Source organism: Pseudomonas sp. LAMO17WK12:I1 (assembly GCF_900177315.1).
Taxonomy (GTDB): Bacteria; Pseudomonadota; Gammaproteobacteria; order Pseudomonadales; family Pseudomonadaceae; genus Aquipseudomonas; species Aquipseudomonas marginalis.
This window is the reverse complement of the sequence record NZ_FWZV01000009.1, coordinates 155,813-173,157: the sequence shown is the minus strand read 5'-3', so window position 1 is coordinate 173,157 and position 17,345 is coordinate 155,813. Positions and strand designations below refer to the sequence as shown.

Below are 17,345 nucleotides of genomic sequence, written 5' to 3'. Positions count from 1 at the left end.
AGGGCTTGTTTAAAATAAGGGCTTTTGCGCGAACTTCAACCCGTGGAGCTCATTGATTTTGTGGATAAAGCCCCGGCAATGCATTGCCCGGGGCCGCGTAGACGCTTTCTGCTAAGATGGCCGCTCTGTTACTTAAGGTGTCCAATCATGGCATTTCGCCCTCTTACAGCCCGCGCGCCCAGCGTGTTGCTTCGCGAAGCCAAGCCGTTGAAAGCCATCTTTGGCCATGCGCAACGCTTGGGCCATTTGCAACGCCTGCTCGAAAGCCAACTGCAACCGGCGGCCCGTGAGCACTGCCACGTGGCGTCCTGGCGTGAAGGCAACCTGCTGCTGATTGTCACAGATGGCCACTGGGCGACCCGCCTGCGCTATCAGCAAAAACGCCTGCAGCGTCAATTGATGGCGTTCGATGAGTTCGCCAGCTTGACGCGCATCCAGTTCAAGGTGCAGCCGCCGACCGTGCAGCAAGGCGCGGCGGGCCACACGATGGACTTGTCGGAGACGGCGGCCGAGACGATTCAGGCCACGGCCGACGGGATCAGCGATCCGGGCCTGCGCGCGGCACTTGAGCGGCTGGCCGCCCATGGCAAGCCCAAGCCCTGAACCGTTACTTGCGCTTACTGCCGCCCAGCAAAGACCCCAGCAAACCACGCACCAGTTGGCGCCCCATCTGATTGGCGGCCTGCTGCATCGCGGACTTCAGCGCCTTGCCTGCGGTGGTTCCCAGAAACGCCCCGGCCTTGTCGGTGAAGCTGGGCTCCTCGTCGGCCTGCCTGGCCTCTTCGGTCGGTCCAAGCGCCTTGCGCGCCATCAATACTTCATAGGCCGACTCGCGATCAATCGGCTTGTCATAGCGCCCCTGCAAGGGCGAACCGGCCACCAATGCAGCGCGTTCAGCGACGCTGAGCGGCCCGATTCGCGATTGCGGCGGCGCGACCAGCACGCGCTGGACCACTTCCGGCGTACCTTTTTCCTGCAAGGTGCCCACCAATGCCTCACCCGTGCCCAACTCGGTCAACACCGATAACGCATCAAACGCCGGGTTCGGCCGGAACCCGTCTGCGACCGCCCGCAAGGATTTCTGTTCTTTCGTGGTGAACGCCCGCAGGCCATGCTGGATGCGCAAACCCAGTTGCGCCAGCACGGAGTCCGGCAGGTCGCCCGGCGATTGGGTGACGAAATACACCCCCACCCCCTTGGAACGGATCAGCCGCACCACTTGTTCCAAGCGCTCTTGCAAGGCCTTGGGCGTGTCGGCAAACAACAAATGCGCCTCGTCGAAAAACAGCGCGAGCAACGGTTTGTCGGCGTCGCCGCGCTCGGGCAGTTGCTCGAACAATTCCGCCAACAGCCACAACAGGAAGGTCGCGTACACTTTCGGGGCTTCATGCACCAGGCGGCTGGCATCCAGCAGATGGATACGCCCGCGCCCCTCGCGGGTGGGCTGCAAGATGTCTTCAAGCTGCAGGGCCGGCTCGCCAAACAACGCCTCGGCGCCCTGCTGCTCCAATACTGCCAGACGCCGCAACAGCGCCTGGCTGGAGCCGGTGGTCATCAGCGCCGCATCTTCGCCGAGCAACTCCGGGTGATAACGCAGGTGGTTGAGCAGGGCCTTGAGGTCCTTGAGATCCAGCAGCAACAGGCCTTCGCGATCCGCCACCTTGAACGCCGCGTAAAGGGCCGACTGCTGGCTGTCCGTGAGTTCCAGCAAACTGCCGAGCAACAAAGGCCCCATTTCGCTGATGGTGGTGCGCAATGGATGACCGGACTGCCCGTGGATGTCCCATAGCGTGACCGGATACGCCTTGGCCGTGTAATTAAGGAACGGCATGCCGGCGATGCGCTCTGCGACTTTGCCCTGAGGGTTGGCGGCGGCACCCAGGCCACAGAGGTCACCTTTGATATCCGCGGCAAATACCGCGACGCCCGCATCACTGAACGCTTCTGCCAGACGTTGCAACGTGACCGTCTTGCCTGTGCCCGTGGCGCCGGCGATCAAGCCGTGACGGTTGGCCAGGCGCATGGCCTGGGCAATGGGCTGGCCGTCAAGACCGGCACCGATAAGGAGTTGCGTGGAGTCAGGCATTTCGTCACCCATGGTTAATCTTTAATGTCGCCAGGTCGATAAGACAGATGTGAGACCCACAAAGTCTAAAAAACGCTCAGATAGTTCCTACAGGGACCAACGGAAATATCAAACTTTTTTTGACGCTACCCTCCCGCGTGTTCCACAAGGACGCGCTTCGGATATTAAGACCTTAGCGGACCCTTCAAGCTATGAATAAAAATCTGCGTTTCAGCCATAAAATCCTGCTTGCAGCCTCCCTTATCGTCATCGCGGCATTTACGCTGTTCACCCTTTATAACGACTATTTGCAACGTAACGCGATACGCGAAGACCTCAATAGCTACCTGCACGAGATGGGCGACGTCACCGCCAACAGTATCCAGACCTGGCTGACCGGACGTATCGCATTGGTGGAAAACGCCGCACAGAACATCGCCATCAACCCTGAACCCGCTGCGGTTGCAAGCCTGCTGGAGCAGAAAACCCTGACGTCATCGTTCATGGCCACCTACGTGGGTGACAGTCAGGGCGCCTTCACCATCCGTCCCGACACCAAGATGCCGGACGGCTTCGATCCACGCGTTCGCCCCTGGTACAAAGGTGCCCAGAGCAGCAACGGTTCGACCCTGACCGAGCCCTACATCGACGCAGCCACCGGGCAATTGATCATCTCCATCGCCACCCCCAGCGCCAAGGGCAGCCAGAGCATCGGCGTGGTCGGCGGCGACCTGAGCCTGCAGACCCTGGTGGACAACATCGGTGCACTGAACTTCGGTGGCATGGGCTATGCGTTCCTGGTCAGTGCCGACGGCAAGGTGCTGGTACACCCGGACAAAAGCCTGGTGATGAAGTCCCTCTCCGATGTCTACCCAAAACACACGCCCACCATCAGCGGCGACTTCAGCGAAGTCGAAGCCAACGGCAAGGACAACATCGTTACTTTCACACGGATCAAGGGGCTGCCCTCGGTGAACTGGTACCTCGGGGTATCGGTGGACAAGGACGAAGCCTACGCAATGCTCAGCAAATTCCGCACCTCCGCCGTAATCGCCACCGTGATTGCCGTGGTGATCATCATCGCTCTGCTCGGCATGCTGATACGCGTGCTGCTGCAGCCGCTGCACGTGATGACTCGCGCGATGCAGGACATCGCCGACGGCGAAGGTGACCTGACTCGCCGCCTGGCCATCCAGAATCACGATGAGTTCGGCACCCTGGGTAACGCATTCAACAGCTTCGTAGAGCGCATTCATACATCGATCCGCGAAGTGTCCTCAGCCACCCAACAGGTGAACGAAGTCGCACTGCGGGTTGTCAGTGCGTCCAACTCGTCGATGGTCAACTCCGACGAACAGGCCAACCGCACCAACAGCGTTGCCGCCGCGATCAACGAACTGGGCGCCGCCGCACAGGAAATCGCGCGTAACGCCGCACAAGCCTCCAACCAGGCCAGTGACGCACGGCAATTGGCCGAAGACGGTCAACAGGTAGTTGAACGCAATATCAAGGCGATGACTCAGCTGTCTGCAATGATCAGTGCCTCAAGCAGCAATATCGAAGCACTTAACAGCAAGACGGTGAATATCGGCCAGATTCTTGAGGTAATCACCAGTATTTCCCAGCAAACCAACCTGCTGGCACTGAATGCCGCCATCGAAGCCGCACGCGCTGGGGAAGCCGGGCGCGGGTTTGCGGTGGTCGCCGATGAAGTGCGCAACCTGGCCCATCGCACCCAGGAATCGGCACAGCAAGTACAAAAGATGATCGAGGAGCTGCAAATCGGTGCCCGTGACTCGGTCAGCACCATGAGCGACAGCCAGCGCCACAGTCATGACAGCGTGGAAATCGCCAACCTGGCCGGCGAACGCTTGAACAGCGTGACCCAGCGCATTGGCGAGATCGACGGCATGAACCAGTCGGTGGCCACCGCGACCGAAGAGCAGACCTCGGTCGTGGAGTCGATCAACATGGACATCACCGAGATCAACACCCTCAATCAGGAAGGCGTGGAAAACCTGCAATCGACGCTGCGCGCCTGCGCCGACCTGGAACAGCAGGCGGCACGGTTGAAACAGCTGGTGGGCAGCTTCCGGATCTGAACTACCGCAGGAGCCGGTCAGGCTCCCGCACTGTTTTCACGATGAACGCCAACCGAACATCTATCCTTAGCTCAGGTCCACGTTAGGAGAGCAATGGATCGGAGGGATGTTCATCGTGCATATCGCTGACATAACCATGTTCTACGCCCCGACAAGCGGCGGCGTGCGCACTTACCTGGACGCCAAGCACCGACGCCTGAGGCTTAAGCCCGGCATTCGCCATAGCCTGTTGATTCCTGGCGCGCAATGGAGCAACCAGGATGGCATCTTCAAGGTACCGGCTCCCGCGCTGCCCTTCGGCAAAGGCTACCGCTTCCCCCTTCGCCTCGCCCCTTGGCGAAATGTCCTGCACGATTTACAGCCCGATCTGATCGAGGTAGGTGATCCCTATCTCACCGCCTGGGCCGCGCTGGATGCCCGGCGCCAGCTGGATGTGCCGGTGATCGGCTTTTACCACTCCGACTTACCGCTACTGGTGAGCAACCGCATGGGGTCTTGGTTTGCCCCGAACGTTGAAGCCTATGTCAGCAAACTCTATGGAAGTTTCGACCGAGTACTGGCGCCCAGCCAGGTAATGGCCGACAAGCTCATGGGGCTCGGCGTGAAGAATGTGTTCGTCCAACCACTGGGCGTGGACCTGCAAACCTTTACCCCTGACGCCCGCGACCCAGGCCTGCGCGCCGAGCTGGGGATCGGCGAAGACACCCGCCTGCTGATCTTTGCCGGGCGCGGCTCCAAGGAAAAAAACCTGCCGATCCTGCTTCGCTGCATGAAACGCCTGGGGGACGGCTATCACTTGGTGCTGGTGGGCTCCGGCATGCCGACCAGCGTGCCGGCCAATGTCACCGTCATCGAGGGGTTTCGCCCGGCACAGCATGTCGCCCGGCTGATGGCCAGTGCCGATGCCTTGCTGCATGGCGGCGACCAGGAAACCTTTGGCCTGGTCATCCTCGAAGCCATGGCTTGCGGCATACCGGTAATCGCGGTGGCGGCTGGCGCGTTCACGGAGATAGTCGACGAACGCTGCGGCCTGCTGTGCGCACCGAACAACCCAAGGGCGATGGCCGATACGGTGCGCGAGCTGTTCAACCTCGGCAGCAGGCGCCTGGGCGCGCAGGCTCGGCGTCATGTAGAACAACATTACGCCTGGTATACGGTGGTCGACAGCCTGCTCGGCCACTACCACGCGGTACTGGGCAGTCACAAGCCGATGCCTTCCCATGCATGAGCGCTCGGTATTACTGGTGCTGCACGATGTGGCGCCGCACAACTGGGCCGATTATCGGCCCTTTGTCGAAGCCGTCGATGCCCTGGGCGCCGTGCCAATCACATGGTTGGTGGTGCCGGACTTCCATCATCGCGACGCCTTGACTGCCCACGGCGATTTTCAACGCCTGCTGGATCGCCGCGTGACCAAGGGCGATGAACTTGCCTTGCACGGTTACTACCATTGCGATGACCAACCGGCACCGCGCACACCCAAAGACTGGTTCATGCGCCGCCTCTACACCCATGAGGCTGAGTTCTATCAACTGTCTCAAGCCCAGGCCATTGATCGTCTTCAGGATGGCATTGAAGTATTCCGGCGTCATGACTGGCCGTTGCACGGCTTCGTCGCACCCGCCTGGTTAATGAGCCAAGGCACTCGCGAGGCCCTGCGCCAACTACCGCTGAGCTACACCAGCAGCCCGCAGCATCTGTATCGACTGCCCGATTTCACGCCGATCGAAGCCCCGGGCCTGACCTGGAGTGCGCGCAGTGCATGGCGCCGAGGGGTGTCCAGAGTCATCAGCGATCGTCGCGAACAGCGCTGGCACGCCGCCCCGGTGATTCGCCTGGGCGTGCACCCGGTAGACATGCGCCACGCATTCTCTCGCGGCTATTGGCTTGAAACCGTACAACGCCTACTCGACGCAGGGCGAACACCGCAGACCAAGGCTGCCTGGCTGGCTGAACAGGTGGTCGCTCAAGCACCTCGGCCAGGGGCTCCGGGCAATTCATCGGCCTCCTGCAATTGCTCCCACAGCTCGGCGGCTCCCGGAAAGTCCGTACCGTCTTCCGGCTCCAGCGCATCCGGGTCGTAACGACTCAGGCAGCCCTCACCCAACGTCGCAGGCGCCTTGGACGTGGCTTTATCAAGTGGGTCGGTCATGGCCTGGTCCTGAAAAGTGCGGGGAATGAAAAAGGGCCTGCAGCGATTTAACGCCCAGGCCCTTCTTTGTTCAACCAAGACGCTTGAATCAGAATACGACCGTCTTGTTGCCGTGCACCAGCACGCGGTCTTCCAGGTGATAGCGCAGGCCACGGGCCAGCACCATCTTCTCGACATCACGGCCAAACCGCACCATGTCCTCAATGCTGTCACTGTGGCTGACACGCACCACGTCCTGCTCGATGATCGGACCGGCATCCAGCTCTTCGGTGACGTAATGGCAGGTTGCGCCAATCAACTTCACGCCACGCAGGGAAGCCTGGTGGTAAGGCTTGGCCCCCACGAACGACGGCAGGAAGCTGTGGTGAATGTTGATCACCTTGCCTGCGTATTCGCGGCACAGCTCAGGCGGCAGGATTTGCATGTAGCGCGCCAGCACGACCACATCGGCCTCATGCTGCTTGACCAGGCGAGAGACCTCGGCGAACGCCGGCTCCTTGTCCTGCGGGTTGACCGGCACGTGGTAGTAAGGGATGCCATGCCACTCGACCATGCTGCGCAGGTCGTCATGGTTGGAGATCACGCACGCGATCTCGCAGTCCAGCTCGTCGCTGTGCCAGCGGTGCAGCAAGTCGGCCAGGCAGTGGGATTCGCGGCTGGCCATCAACACCACGCGCTTTTTCTGCTCGGTGTCGGTGATGTGCCAGGTCATCGAAAACTCTTCCGCGATGGGCGAAAATGCCTCGCGGAACGCTTCAAGACCAAAGGGCAGCGTGTCGGCACGGATTTCGTGACGCATGAAGAACCAACCGCTGAGGTTGTCCGAGTGATGGCTCGCCTCGGTGATCCAGCCGTTGTGGGAGGCCAGAAAGTTACTGACTTTGGCAACGATGCCGACCCGGTCCGGGCAAGCAATCACCAGCCGAAAAGTGCGCATTAGGGGGGAACTCCAGAACTTCACAAAGGCCGCCATTCTAGCGATTGTGCAGAAAAACTGCAGTATTCGATGAGCCTTATTCTGATCCGTTGCCCTGGCCACATCCCTTAATAGCGCATGGTTTTACCATTGCTATATGAATGAACAACGCACGCTGCAGCAATTATGCGAATTTCAAGGAGATTATTTTCGGGGTAGCCCCTACTAATTAACTCGATTGCATAGCGTCTTCACAAACATTCAAAGTAATTCACCTGAATACGCGCTTAAATGTTTACTTGGGGAAACCGCCTGACTATTATTGGGCCACTATCCCTGTCAATCAGCGTTCTACATAAGGTAGTCCACATGTCTCTGATCAACGAATACCGTGCCACCGAAGAAGCTATCAAAGAGCTGCAAGCTCGTTTGAAGAACCTGTCCCAAGATGACAAACTGAAAACCGAGCTGGAATTCGAAGGCAAACTGCGCACCCTCATGGGTGAATACTCCAAATCCCTGCGTGACATCATCGCGCTGCTGGATCCAGAGTCGAAAGTTAAAGCACCCCGTGGCGCCGTGAAAACTACCGGTACCAAGCGTGCGCGCAAGGTCAAGCAATACAAAAACCCGCACAACGGTGAAGTGATTGAAACCAAAGGCGGCAACCACAAAACCCTGAAAGAGTGGAAAGCCAAGTGGGGCGGTGACGTGGTTGAAGGCTGGGCTACCCTGCTGGGCTAAGCCTCACCCGGTCTGCGCTTGATACGCAACCCATTAAAAACGCCAGCTTGCTGGCGTTTTTTATTGACCGTCTTTTCTACAAACCGCTATTACCGATTCACACGAGCGGCTAAAGAGTCGGCATATCTCTGCCATTGCTCCAGCACCTGCTGCTGAAACGGCGTCGCACTAACGGCCAACTCCTGCCGAGCGTGATTAAATGCCTCCAGGGTATTCGGCGCGCCGAATTCAGGATTTGCCAAACGTTGCTGACAGAAAAGTTTCCAACGTTGTAGCTCCTCGCCGTTCAGCGTATCGGGGAAGTTACGCGCCCGGTAACGAAACAATAATTCAGGCAAACGGTGATCATCAAAAGGCCACTGCTGGCTGGCTAACTGCGCAGGTTCCGCCGCCCGGACTTGCTCACATAACCGTCGATCACGATCCCCGATAAAACCTTCGTAAAGCTGCTGTTCCGGGTCTGCGCTCGGGGCAAAATCTTCCTCGGCGTAAATAACCGCCAACTTATCGCGCCAAAGTGCCTGTGCGTCAGTTAGCCGCAGGGCTCGCGCCTGGCAAATATCCATATCCAATTGCAGGCGTTCACGATCCTCGGTCCGCAGTACGTTCAAGGGCGCGACCACGGGGCAACGGTTGATATGCACCAACTTGAGCGGCACCGGCAGTTCACCTTCGGCAAGGTCCTCGCGACGGGTATACAGGCGTTGGCGCAAGGCAGCGGCATCCAGGTCCAGCAGCCCCTGGGGATCGAGCCCAAGGTCGCAGACAATCAGTGCATTGCGGTTGCGCGGGTGCCAGGCCAGGGGCAGCACGACCCCCAGGTAATGACGCTCGGCGGAAAAACGTCCGGAGATATGCACCATGGGTTGCAGCAGGCGCACCTGGTCCATCACCCGTTGCTTGCTGCGCAGTTGAAACAGCCAGTCGTACAGCTTGGGCTGCTTCTCGCGCACCAGGCGCGCCAGGGCGATGGTGGCACGCACGTCGGATAACGCATCGTGGGCCTGGCCATGGTCAATCCCGTTGGCGGCGGTCAGGCGCTCGAGCTTGAGGGTCACGCGCCCATCCTGCTGCGGCCACTCGATGCCTTCCGGGCGCAGGGCGTAGGCAGTGCGAACCACATCGATCAGGTCCCAGCGGCTGTTACCGCCCTGCCACTCCCGCGCGTAGGGGTCGAAAAAGTTGCGATACAGGCTGTAGCGCGTCATTTCGTCGTCAAACCGCAAGGTGTTGTAACCTGCGCCGCACGTCCCCGGGGCCGCCAGTTCGGCATGTACACGGGTCATGAAATCGGCCTCGGCCAGGCCTTTTTCCGCCAGTATTCCAGGGGTTATACCGGTAATGGCACAGGCGGCGGGATGGGGCAGGATGTCGTCGCTGGGCAGGCAGTAAAGATTGACCGGCGGGCCGACCTCGTTGAGATCGAGGTCCGTACGAATGCCGGCAACCTGAAGTGGGCGATCGCTGCGCGGGTTGATGCCGGTGGTTTCATAGTCGTACCAGAAAATGGTGGTCACGGGCTATTCCTGTGCTGAAGATCGACAAAGTCTAGGCGTTCAGCCGTGTTCGGGGCCAGCACCAATTCCACTGTACAAACATCCAGCAAAACCTTGAGTAGTTGCTTCCATCACGGACACTGTTAGCATCCGTGTCTCCAGCCGCTCTGCACTGCCAAGGATCGCGATGCCATCAGCCCCATTGGACACCCTCTACCAGATCGAGACCCCGGAGGGCATCGACCTGCCACTGCGCCCAGCCGGCCTGGTGCCACGGGCGCTGGCATTTGCCTTCGACCTCGGCGCACGCGCAGTGATCATGGGCGTGCTGCTGGTGCCATTGGCGTTGCTCGGCAATATCGGTATCGGCCTGGGATCGCTTCTGCTGTTCCTGGTCAGTTGGTGGTACATGGTGCTGTTCGAGGTGCTCAACCAGGGCTGCTCACCGGGCAAACAGGTCATGGGCTTGCGGGTCGTGCAGGACGACGGCACCCCCATAGGCTGGTCGGCGTCGCTGATCCGCAACCTCCTGCGGTTTGTCGACATGCTGCCTTTCGGCTACTTTCTCGGCGCCATCAGTTGCCTGCAGCATCCTCACTTCAAACGCCTTGGCGACCTGGCCGCTGGCGCCCTGGTGGTTTACCGCGAACAGCCGCTGGCACGTCCCCAGGTGCCCCACGCTGCAGCCCTGCGCTTGCCGTTTGCCCTGGACCTGAGTGAACAGCGAGCGATTCTTGGCTTCGCCGAACGCCAGGGCGAACTGTCCCCTGAACGGGTACACGAACTCGCCTCGATCCTTGCGACGCCGCTGCAGGTGTCCCCGGCCCGCGCCGTGGAGCAACTCAACGGTGTGGCCCGCGGCCTGCTGGGGCCGACATGAAGCAGAGTCTTTTCGAAAGCCGTTACCAACACCAATGGCAAGCGTTTGCCGAACAACTGAAGCAGTTGGAACACGGCAAGGCCAAGGCCAGTGATATGGCCGATTTCCCTCATCAATACCGGCGTCTATGCCAGCTCCTGGCCCTCGCCCAGGAGCGCGGCTACAGCAGTTACCTGGTGGATCCCCTGCAACAACTGGCATTGCGCGGCCATCAACAACTGTATCGCCACCGCAGCCAATTGGCCGCGAACGTGCTGAGTTTCGTCCTGGCCGATTTTCCGCGTCTGGTGCGAGAACAGTGGCGTTTCGTGTTGATTGCCAGCCTGCTGTTCTTTGGCAGCCTGCTGGGCATTGCCCTGCTGGTCTACCTGTTTCCCGACCTGATCTACAGCATTGTCAGCCCCCAGCAGGTGGCAGAGATGCAGGGCATGTATGACCCCGAGGCCAGCCGGCTGGGGCGCGCTGCCGAACGTGCTTCGAGCGAAGACTGGATGATGTTTGGCTACTACGTGATGCACAACATCGGTATCGCCTTTCAGACATTTGCCGCCGGCTTGCTGTTCGGCCTGGGCAGTGTGTTTTTCCTGATATTCAATGGGCTGATCATCGGCGCGATTTCCGGGCACCTGACCGAAATCGGCTATGGGCAGACCTTCTGGTCATTTGTCATCGGCCATGGGGCCTTTGAGTTGACGGCCATTGCACTCGCCGGTGCCGCGGGCCTGCAACTGGGCTGGGCGTTGATCGCCCCGGGGCAACTGACCCGTGGCGAATCCCTGCGGCTCGCCGCTCGCAAGAGTGTGCAACTGCTGTGCGGTGTCATGGTGTTCCTGCTGATCGCAGCATTTATCGAGGCCTACTGGTCTTCCACCACCCAGATCGCCCCTTGGATCAAATACCTGGTGGGTGCTGCACTTTGGCTACTGGTGGCGGCTTACCTGACCCTTGCCGGACGGACTCGCCATGCGCCTGAGTAATGCCAGCGTGGCGATTCGCCCGCGTACCGCATGGGAGGCCATGGACCTTGGGGTATTAATGGCCCGGGAGCATCGCCTGCTGTTGATGAGCAGTTGGGCGCTGGTGACCCTGCCGGTTTTTGCCCTGCTTACCGCGTTGCTATGGAAATACCCGTCCACAGCCATGTTCCTGTTCTGGTGGCTCAAACCGGCGTTCGACCGCTTGCCTTTATATATCCTCTCCAAAGCCCTGTTCGGCGAAACACCCAGCCTTAAGCAGGCCGTGCGCCAATGGCCAAGACTGCTTAACCACCAACTGCTGGCCAGCCTGACCTGGCGCCGACTTAGCCTCAGCCGCAGTTTTATAATGCCGGTCAGCCAGCTCGAAGGCCTGGACGGCCAGGCGCGCCAGAAACGCCTGGGCGTGCTGCAGCAGCGCAATGCCGGTGCAGCGCGCTGGTTGACCACCGTTGGGGTGCACCTGGAAATCGGCTTGTGGTTCGGCTGCATGGCGCTGTTCTATCTATTCATTCCGCAACAGCTTGAACTGGATTGGGATTGGCAACGGTTGGCGCTGGCGACGGGCTCCGAGGGTGTCTGGCTGGAACACTTGAGCAATGCCTTCTACGCCTTGATCCTGGTGTTTTGGGAGCCCATCTATGTCGCCTGTGGTTTCAGCCTTTATCTCAATCGCCGCACCCTGCTGGAGGCGTGGGACCTGGAGCTGGTATTCCGCCGCCTGCGCCAGCGTCTGAGCAGTGTGGCGCCACTGTTAGTGCTGGTGATCGGGCTGACCTTGCTGCCATTCAACCCGCCCGCCATGGCGGATGACGCCAAGCCACTGCCCCCCCAGAGCGCAAGCCAGTCCATCAAGTCGTTGCTGGACAAGCCGCCCTTCAAAAATCCGGAAACCGTCACCCGCTATCGCTTTGGCGAAGAAAAGTCCGTCGTTAAAAACAAGGCACACAGTGACGGCAAACTTCCGGCGTGGCTGCAGGCACTGCTGGACAACCTCAACAGCAACACGTTCAAGCCTGTCGCCCAAGGCCTGGAAGTGCTGTTATGGAGCCTGCTGATCGGTGGCGTGGCCCTGGTGGCCTGGCGTTATCGGGACTGGTTGCGCACCTTTGTCAGCCTGCGCGGGGCACGCACACCCAAAGCAGCGAAACCACCACCCGCGCAATTGTTCGGCCTGGAACTGGGCGCCGAGACCCTGCCCGAGGATATCGCCAGCGCCGCCGAGCAACTCTGGTCTACCCAGCCACGGGAGGCCCTCGGCCTTTTGTATCGTGGCCTGCTGAGCAGGTTGCTGCATGACTTCAACCTGCCCCTTAGAAGCGCTGACACCGAAGGCGAGGTCCTGCAACGGGTTCACCAGTTGCAGCAGCCGCAGTTGCTGGCCTTCAGTGATGAATTGACGCGGCACTGGCAAAACCTCGCCTATGGCCATCACCTGCCCCCGGTCTCAGTCCAGCAGACATTGTGCAACGATTGGCGTGCCCTGTTCAGTGCGGGAGGCGCCCGATGAACCGGCCATTACTGTGGGTGGGGCTGCTGTTGGCGTGCCTGCTTGGAGCGGGCGGTTTTTACGCATGGAGCAAAGCGATCCCCTATGAAGAAGTGGTGGACCGCGGCCCCTCCCCGGAAGCCCTGGCCAATCCTTACCTGGCAGCCGAACACTTTCTGCGCCTGCAAGGCCTGGCCGTTGAGCGCGCCAATGGCCTGGAACGCCTGGCGAGCCTGCCCGCCAAGGGCAACAGCCTGCTGTTGCTGGGCGAACGCGGCAACATGTCGCCACGCCAGGCAGGGCAACTCCTGGACTGGGCCAGGTCCGGCGGCCATCTACTGGTGGTCGCCGAGGCCCTGTGGGACGAAGAAACCGGCAAGAGCGGCGACCTGCTGCTCGATCGCCTGCCTATCCACCAAGTCCTCAGCGATGAACCCGATGCCCCGGCCCCAGCCCGCAAAAATAAAGCACCGGACCTGACCAAACTGTATGTCGACAACGACACAGCCCCGGTCTATTTCAGTTTCGACACCGACTTCAACCTTATCGACCCCAAGCACCTGGCACAATTTTCAGCCAATAGCGCCCGGTCGAGCCACTTGATGCAACTCGACCTCGGGCAAGGCCGCGTAACGGTGATCACCGACAGCGAGCTGTGGAAAACGCCGGACATTGGCAAACACGACAATGCCTGGCTGCTGTGGCATCTGACCCAGGGCACTGCCGTAACCTTGTTGTTCAACGGCGATGTAGATGACCTGTTCACCCTGCTGCTGCGTTATTTCCCCCAGGCGTTGGTGGCGCTTATTGCCCTGATTGCCCTGGCACTCTGGCAGGCAGGTATGCGCCAGGGCCCAATCCAGGCGCCCGCCCCCAAGGCACGCCGGCAATTGCAGGAGCACCTGAAAGCCAGCGCCGACTTCCTGCTGCGTCGCAGCGGCCAAGGCACCCTGTTGCAGGCCTTGCAGCGCGACATCCTGCGCGCCGCACGGCGGCGTCACCCCGGCTTTGAACATCTCGACAACACGGAACAGGGGCGAGTACTTGCCCACCTGACGCGCCAACCCTCCCACGTCATCAGCCAGGCCCTCGGCCCACTCCCGACGAAACGGCTTTCCAGTGCCGATTTCAGCCGGCAGGTGGCGTGCCTGCAAACTCTCAGGAATGCCCTATGAGCGAATTTCCCAGCGCTACCACCCTGCCCGGCGACTCTCTGCAACGCGCCAGCCAGCAGGCCCAGGCCCTGCGCATTGAACTGCGCAAGGCAGTGATCGGGCAGGATCAGGTAATCGATGATGTACTCACCGCGCTGATCGCCGGCGGCCACGTATTGCTCGAGGGTGTCCCCGGGCTGGGCAAGACCTTGCTGGTACGTGCCCTGGCCCGTTGCTTTGACGGCGAATTCGCGCGGATCCAGTTCACCCCGGACCTGATGCCCAGCGATGTCACCGGCCACGCGGTGTACGACCTGCACACCGAACAGTTCAAGCTGCGCAAGGGGCCAGTATTCACCCACTTGTTGCTGGCCGACGAAATCAACCGCGCTCCGGCCAAGACCCAGGCAGCCCTGCTCGAAGCCATGCAGGAACGGCAAGTCACCCTCGAAGGCGAGGCGCTGCCCATTGGCCAGCCGTTCATGGTACTTGCCACGCAAAATCCCATCGAACAGGAAGGCACCTACCCCCTGCCGGAAGCCGAACTGGACCGTTTCATGCTCAAGGTACGCATGGACTACCCCGATGCGCAGCAGGAACTGGATATGGTGCGCGAAGTGACACGCTCATCACGGGCCGACATGCTGGACGTGCACCCGTTGCGCACCGTGCTGAAGGCCGAGGACGTGCTGCAACTGCAGCTGGTCGCCAGTGAACTGGCCCTGGATGAACACGTGCTCGACTATGCCGTGCGCCTGGCGCGAGCAACCCGCAGCTGGCCGGGACTGGCCATAGGCGCCGGCCCGCGAGCCTCCATCGCCCTGGTACGCGGCGCCCGCGCACGGGCCTTGTTACGTGCAGGCGAGTTCGTCACACCGGATGACATCAAGGACTGTGCCCTGGCGGTACTGCGTCATCGGGTACGTCTTGCGCCAGAACTGGATATAGACGGGCTGGAGGTCGACCAGGTGCTCAAGCAGCTGCTGGACCAGATTCCGGCCCCCCGGCAATGACCCGTCCATGAAACCGACCCGTCTGTTATTAGCCTGGCTCAGCGTACTGCTGGGCTTGAGCATCCTGCTGGGCGCTGCGGCCGCCTTGCAGCTCAAGGTACCCGAGACCTTGCACTCAATAACATGGGGCTTGCTCCTGGCGCTGTTGCTGCTGGCCATGCTCGACGCGCTGCGACTGCGCCGCCGACCCTCACCACGCGTGCACCGGCAGATGCCCGGCAGCCTGGCGCTGGGGCGCTGGGGCGAAGTCCGCCTGTCCCTGGAACATGACTACCCACAGGCGCTGACAGTGCAGGTGTTCGATCACGTCCCCGACGGGCTGAGCGTGGAAAACCTGCCCCAGTCCATCGAACTGCACCCTGGTGAACGCAGTGAGCTGGGTTATCGCCTGCGCCCCTTGCGGCGTGGGCATTTCGCGTTCAGTCGCTGCGAAGTCCACCTGCCCAGTCCCTTGGGGCTCTGGTCTGCACGGCGTTTTATCGAAGCCGAGGATGCCACCCGCGTCTACCCGGACTTCGCCCGCCTGTACGGGGCACAACTGCTGGGTGTGGATAACTGGTTGAGCCAACTGGGGGTCCGTCAACGGCAACGACGAGGATTGGGACTGGAGTTTCATCAGCTGCGCGAGTTTCGTGAGGGCGACAGCCTGCGGCAAATCGATTGGAAAGCGACCGCGCGGCAACGTACCCCCATCGCCCGGGAGTATCAGGACGAGCGCGACCAGCAGATCGTGTTCATGCTCGATTGCGGCCGACGCATGCGCAGCCAGGATGACGAGCTGTCCCATTTCGACCACGCCCTCAATGCCTGCCTGCTGCTTAGCTACGTGGCCCTGCGCCAGGGCGATGCGGTGGGGTTGTGCACCTTTGCCACTGACCAGCCACGCTACCTGGCACCGGTCAAGGGCAGCAGCCAATTGAACCTGTTGCTCAATACGGTCTATGACCTGGACACCAGCCGCCGAACCGCCGACTACCAGGCAGCGGCCAGCCAACTGCTGGCCCGGCAAAAACGGCGGGCATTGGTCATTATTGTCAGCAACCTGCGGGATGAGGATGATGAAGCCCTGCTCTCCGCCGTCAAGCGCATCAGTCGTCAACATCGGGTGCTGGTGGCAAGTATGCGTGAGGAAGTACTCGATCGACTGCGCCAATCCCCCGTACAAACCTTGCCCGAAGCCCTGGCCTACAGCGGTACTGTCGACTACCTCAATACTCGGGATGAATTGCATGACCGCATGAACGCCCACGGTCTGTCGGCGTTGGATACGTTGCCATCAGAAATGGGGGCGGCCCTGGTGACACGCTACCTGGGTTGGAAGAAAGCCGGAGTATTCTAAAAAAGCGCACGACTGCGGCAGGGATGGCAGCACCCCGGCCGCGTCGACAGCGCGCCGCTTCTAGGCCGAAGCCTGCAAGGAATCAAAACTGAAGTACTGCAACAGCACGTTGATCAGTTGCCCATATTCCTCGGGGGCTTCAAGCACGCTGAACCCGGAATCATAGTGCTGCGGGTTGATATCTTCATGGCTCCACAGGCAGGTCGCCGTGATGTCAATGGCATGGAACGTGTCGTCAGCCCCGGGTATCTTCAAACGCAACTCGAAGTCCACATCGACCATCATGGGTAACTGGCTGACCAACATCAGCCCGTCGTCAGAGACGTTACCCAGAAAACCTATGGGTTTGTCGGTGACACGGTTAAACACTTGCAGGAAATACGGTAGTTGATGCCGCTCGATCCGTCGGTCGGTAAACATGGTGAGATCGCCATCCAGTGGCCATGACTCTGGCCGTGCCAGTGATTCGGAACGAGCGCAATTGCTCGCTCTCCCTGGATCTCGGTGTGACAACGGACAACATTTTGTCACTCGACAGCTGCCGAATCCGGGCCCTGCATCCGTTCGAATAGAAACTTGTACAAACGAACGTTGAAAGAATAGCCCAAGACTGGCAACGGGCCAGTTATTAAATGACGAATGCCATTACAAAGAGGCGGGCCGCGGCTGTGCCACGCTCGCACCGGGGTAATGGCCCAGTTGCTGCAAGGTATCCAGCCTCGCGCGGGCACGGTAGGCGTACTCGCTCGACGGGTACTGGTTAATGATGAATTGATAGGTTTGCACGGCGTCGACGAACAGTTTCTGGCGTTCCAGGCATTGCCCGCGCAACATCGAAACTTCCGGCTGAACATAACGCCGGGTACGGCTCTCGCGGTCGACCTGGGATAGTTCCAAAGTGACACGCTCGCAATCACCGACCTTGTACGCACGGTAGGCATTGTTCAAATGGTGGTCCATCGACCAACGGGTGCAGCCGACAACACTGACGGCCAGGGCAGCAATGAGCAAAATTCGCATG

General features: G+C 60.4%; 16 protein-coding genes and 2 pseudogenes. 12 read left to right on the top strand and 6 right to left on the bottom strand.

What is annotated here, in order from left to right; translation table 11 throughout:
* The first annotated feature begins 147 nt into the window (after positions 1 to 147).
* The gene (locus B9N88_RS18690) at positions 148 to 603 is read left to right on the top strand and encodes a DUF721 domain-containing protein (RefSeq protein ID WP_027605525.1); all 456 of its coding nucleotides are present in this window, start codon (positions 148 to 150) and stop codon (positions 601 to 603) included.
* A 4-nt stretch (positions 604 to 607) separates the two neighbouring features.
* On the opposite strand, the gene B9N88_RS18685 is transcribed toward B9N88_RS18690, so the two are convergent.
* Positions 608 to 2,086 carry a helicase HerA-like domain-containing protein gene (locus B9N88_RS18685; protein WP_051429346.1) on the bottom strand — a complete coding sequence of 493 codons (1,479 nt, stop codon included), beginning with the start codon at positions 2,084 to 2,086 and terminating at the stop codon, positions 608 to 610.
* A 191-nt stretch (positions 2,087 to 2,277) separates the two neighbouring features.
* Between B9N88_RS18685 and B9N88_RS33320 the strand changes: the two are divergent.
* The 4 genes and pseudogenes from B9N88_RS33320 to B9N88_RS18670 form a co-directional block, all read left to right on the top strand.
* Positions 2,278 to 3,309: pseudogene (locus B9N88_RS33320) on the top strand (cache domain-containing protein); the annotation flags it as partial.
* A 93-nt stretch (positions 3,310 to 3,402) separates the two neighbouring features.
* Complete coding sequence (locus tag B9N88_RS33315; protein ID WP_370671262.1) at positions 3,403 to 4,167, top strand: methyl-accepting chemotaxis protein; 765 nt, start codon at positions 3,403 to 3,405, stop codon at positions 4,165 to 4,167.
* A 106-nt stretch (positions 4,168 to 4,273) separates the two neighbouring features.
* Positions 4,274 to 5,395 (top strand): glycosyltransferase family 4 protein, encoded by a 1,122-nt coding sequence (locus B9N88_RS18675; RefSeq protein WP_027605522.1) that lies wholly within the window; start codon positions 4,274 to 4,276, stop codon positions 5,393 to 5,395.
* A pseudogene (locus B9N88_RS18670) lies at positions 5,388 to 6,125 on the top strand (DUF2334 domain-containing protein); the annotation flags it as partial. The gene B9N88_RS18675 and the pseudogene B9N88_RS18670, both read left to right, overlap by 8 nt.
* An 8-nt stretch (positions 6,126 to 6,133) precedes the next feature.
* Here B9N88_RS18670 and B9N88_RS32945 read toward each other — a convergent pair.
* Both B9N88_RS32945 and purU read right to left on the bottom strand, forming a co-directional pair.
* Positions 6,134 to 6,319 carry a hypothetical protein gene (locus B9N88_RS32945; protein ID WP_081744424.1) on the bottom strand — a complete coding sequence of 62 codons (186 nt, stop codon included), beginning with the start codon at positions 6,317 to 6,319 and terminating at the stop codon, positions 6,134 to 6,136.
* A gap of 88 nt (positions 6,320 to 6,407) precedes the next feature.
* Positions 6,408 to 7,256, bottom strand: a complete 849-nt coding sequence (gene purU / locus B9N88_RS18660) for a formyltetrahydrofolate deformylase (protein WP_027605521.1) — start codon at positions 7,254 to 7,256, stop codon at positions 6,408 to 6,410.
* Positions 7,257 to 7,604: 348 nt separating this feature from the next.
* Here purU and mvaT point away from each other — a divergent pair, with 348 nt between their 5' ends.
* Positions 7,605 to 7,979, top strand: a complete 375-nt coding sequence (gene mvaT / locus B9N88_RS18655; RefSeq protein ID WP_003175830.1) for a histone-like nucleoid-structuring protein MvaT — start codon at positions 7,605 to 7,607, stop codon at positions 7,977 to 7,979.
* An 89-nt stretch (positions 7,980 to 8,068) separates the two neighbouring features.
* Here the strand turns inward: mvaT and sbcB are convergent, their stop codons facing one another.
* A complete protein-coding gene (gene sbcB, locus B9N88_RS18650) occupies positions 8,069 to 9,496 on the bottom strand; it encodes an exodeoxyribonuclease I (protein ID WP_027605520.1) in 1,428 nt (475 codons plus the stop codon).
* A 166-nt stretch (positions 9,497 to 9,662) separates the two neighbouring features.
* On the opposite strand from sbcB, the gene B9N88_RS18645 reads away from it, so the two are divergent.
* Genes B9N88_RS18645 through B9N88_RS18620 form a run of 6 tightly spaced genes read left to right on the top strand, consistent with a single transcriptional unit; the run spans position 9,663 to position 16,324 of the window.
* A complete protein-coding gene (locus tag B9N88_RS18645; RefSeq protein ID WP_027605519.1) occupies positions 9,663 to 10,355 on the top strand; it encodes an RDD family protein in 693 nt (230 codons plus the stop codon).
* Positions 10,352 to 11,332, top strand: a complete 981-nt coding sequence (locus tag B9N88_RS18640) for a stage II sporulation protein M (protein WP_027605518.1) — start codon at positions 10,352 to 10,354, stop codon at positions 11,330 to 11,332. Before B9N88_RS18645 ends, B9N88_RS18640 begins: the two co-directional genes overlap by 4 nt.
* Positions 11,319 to 12,839 carry a DUF4129 domain-containing protein gene (locus B9N88_RS18635; RefSeq protein WP_027605517.1) on the top strand — a complete coding sequence of 507 codons (1,521 nt, stop codon included), beginning with the start codon at positions 11,319 to 11,321 and terminating at the stop codon, positions 12,837 to 12,839. The genes B9N88_RS18640 and B9N88_RS18635 overlap by 14 nt, the downstream gene beginning before the upstream one ends.
* Complete coding sequence (locus B9N88_RS18630) at positions 12,836 to 13,993, top strand: DUF4350 domain-containing protein (RefSeq protein ID WP_027605516.1); 1,158 nt, start codon at positions 12,836 to 12,838, stop codon at positions 13,991 to 13,993. Before B9N88_RS18635 ends, B9N88_RS18630 begins: the two co-directional genes overlap by 4 nt.
* A complete protein-coding gene (locus tag B9N88_RS18625) occupies positions 13,990 to 14,985 on the top strand; it encodes an AAA family ATPase (protein ID WP_027605515.1) in 996 nt (331 codons plus the stop codon). The genes B9N88_RS18630 and B9N88_RS18625 overlap by 4 nt, the downstream gene beginning before the upstream one ends.
* 7 nt (positions 14,986 to 14,992) lie before the next feature.
* On the top strand, positions 14,993 to 16,324 hold the full coding sequence (locus B9N88_RS18620) for a DUF58 domain-containing protein (protein WP_027605514.1): 1,332 nt from the start codon (positions 14,993 to 14,995) through the stop codon (positions 16,322 to 16,324).
* A 60-nt stretch (positions 16,325 to 16,384) separates the two neighbouring features.
* Here B9N88_RS18620 and B9N88_RS18615 read toward each other — a convergent pair whose 3' ends face one another.
* Together B9N88_RS18615 and B9N88_RS18610 are read right to left on the bottom strand one after the other, a co-directional pair.
* Positions 16,385 to 16,744 carry a PilZ domain-containing protein gene (locus B9N88_RS18615; protein ID WP_027605513.1) on the bottom strand — a complete coding sequence of 120 codons (360 nt, stop codon included), beginning with the start codon at positions 16,742 to 16,744 and terminating at the stop codon, positions 16,385 to 16,387.
* 225 nt (positions 16,745 to 16,969) lie between these two features.
* Positions 16,970 to 17,344 (bottom strand): tol-pal system YbgF family protein, encoded by a 375-nt coding sequence (locus B9N88_RS18610; protein WP_025854787.1) that lies wholly within the window; start codon positions 17,342 to 17,344, stop codon positions 16,970 to 16,972.
* Position 17,345: the final 1 nt, after the last annotated feature.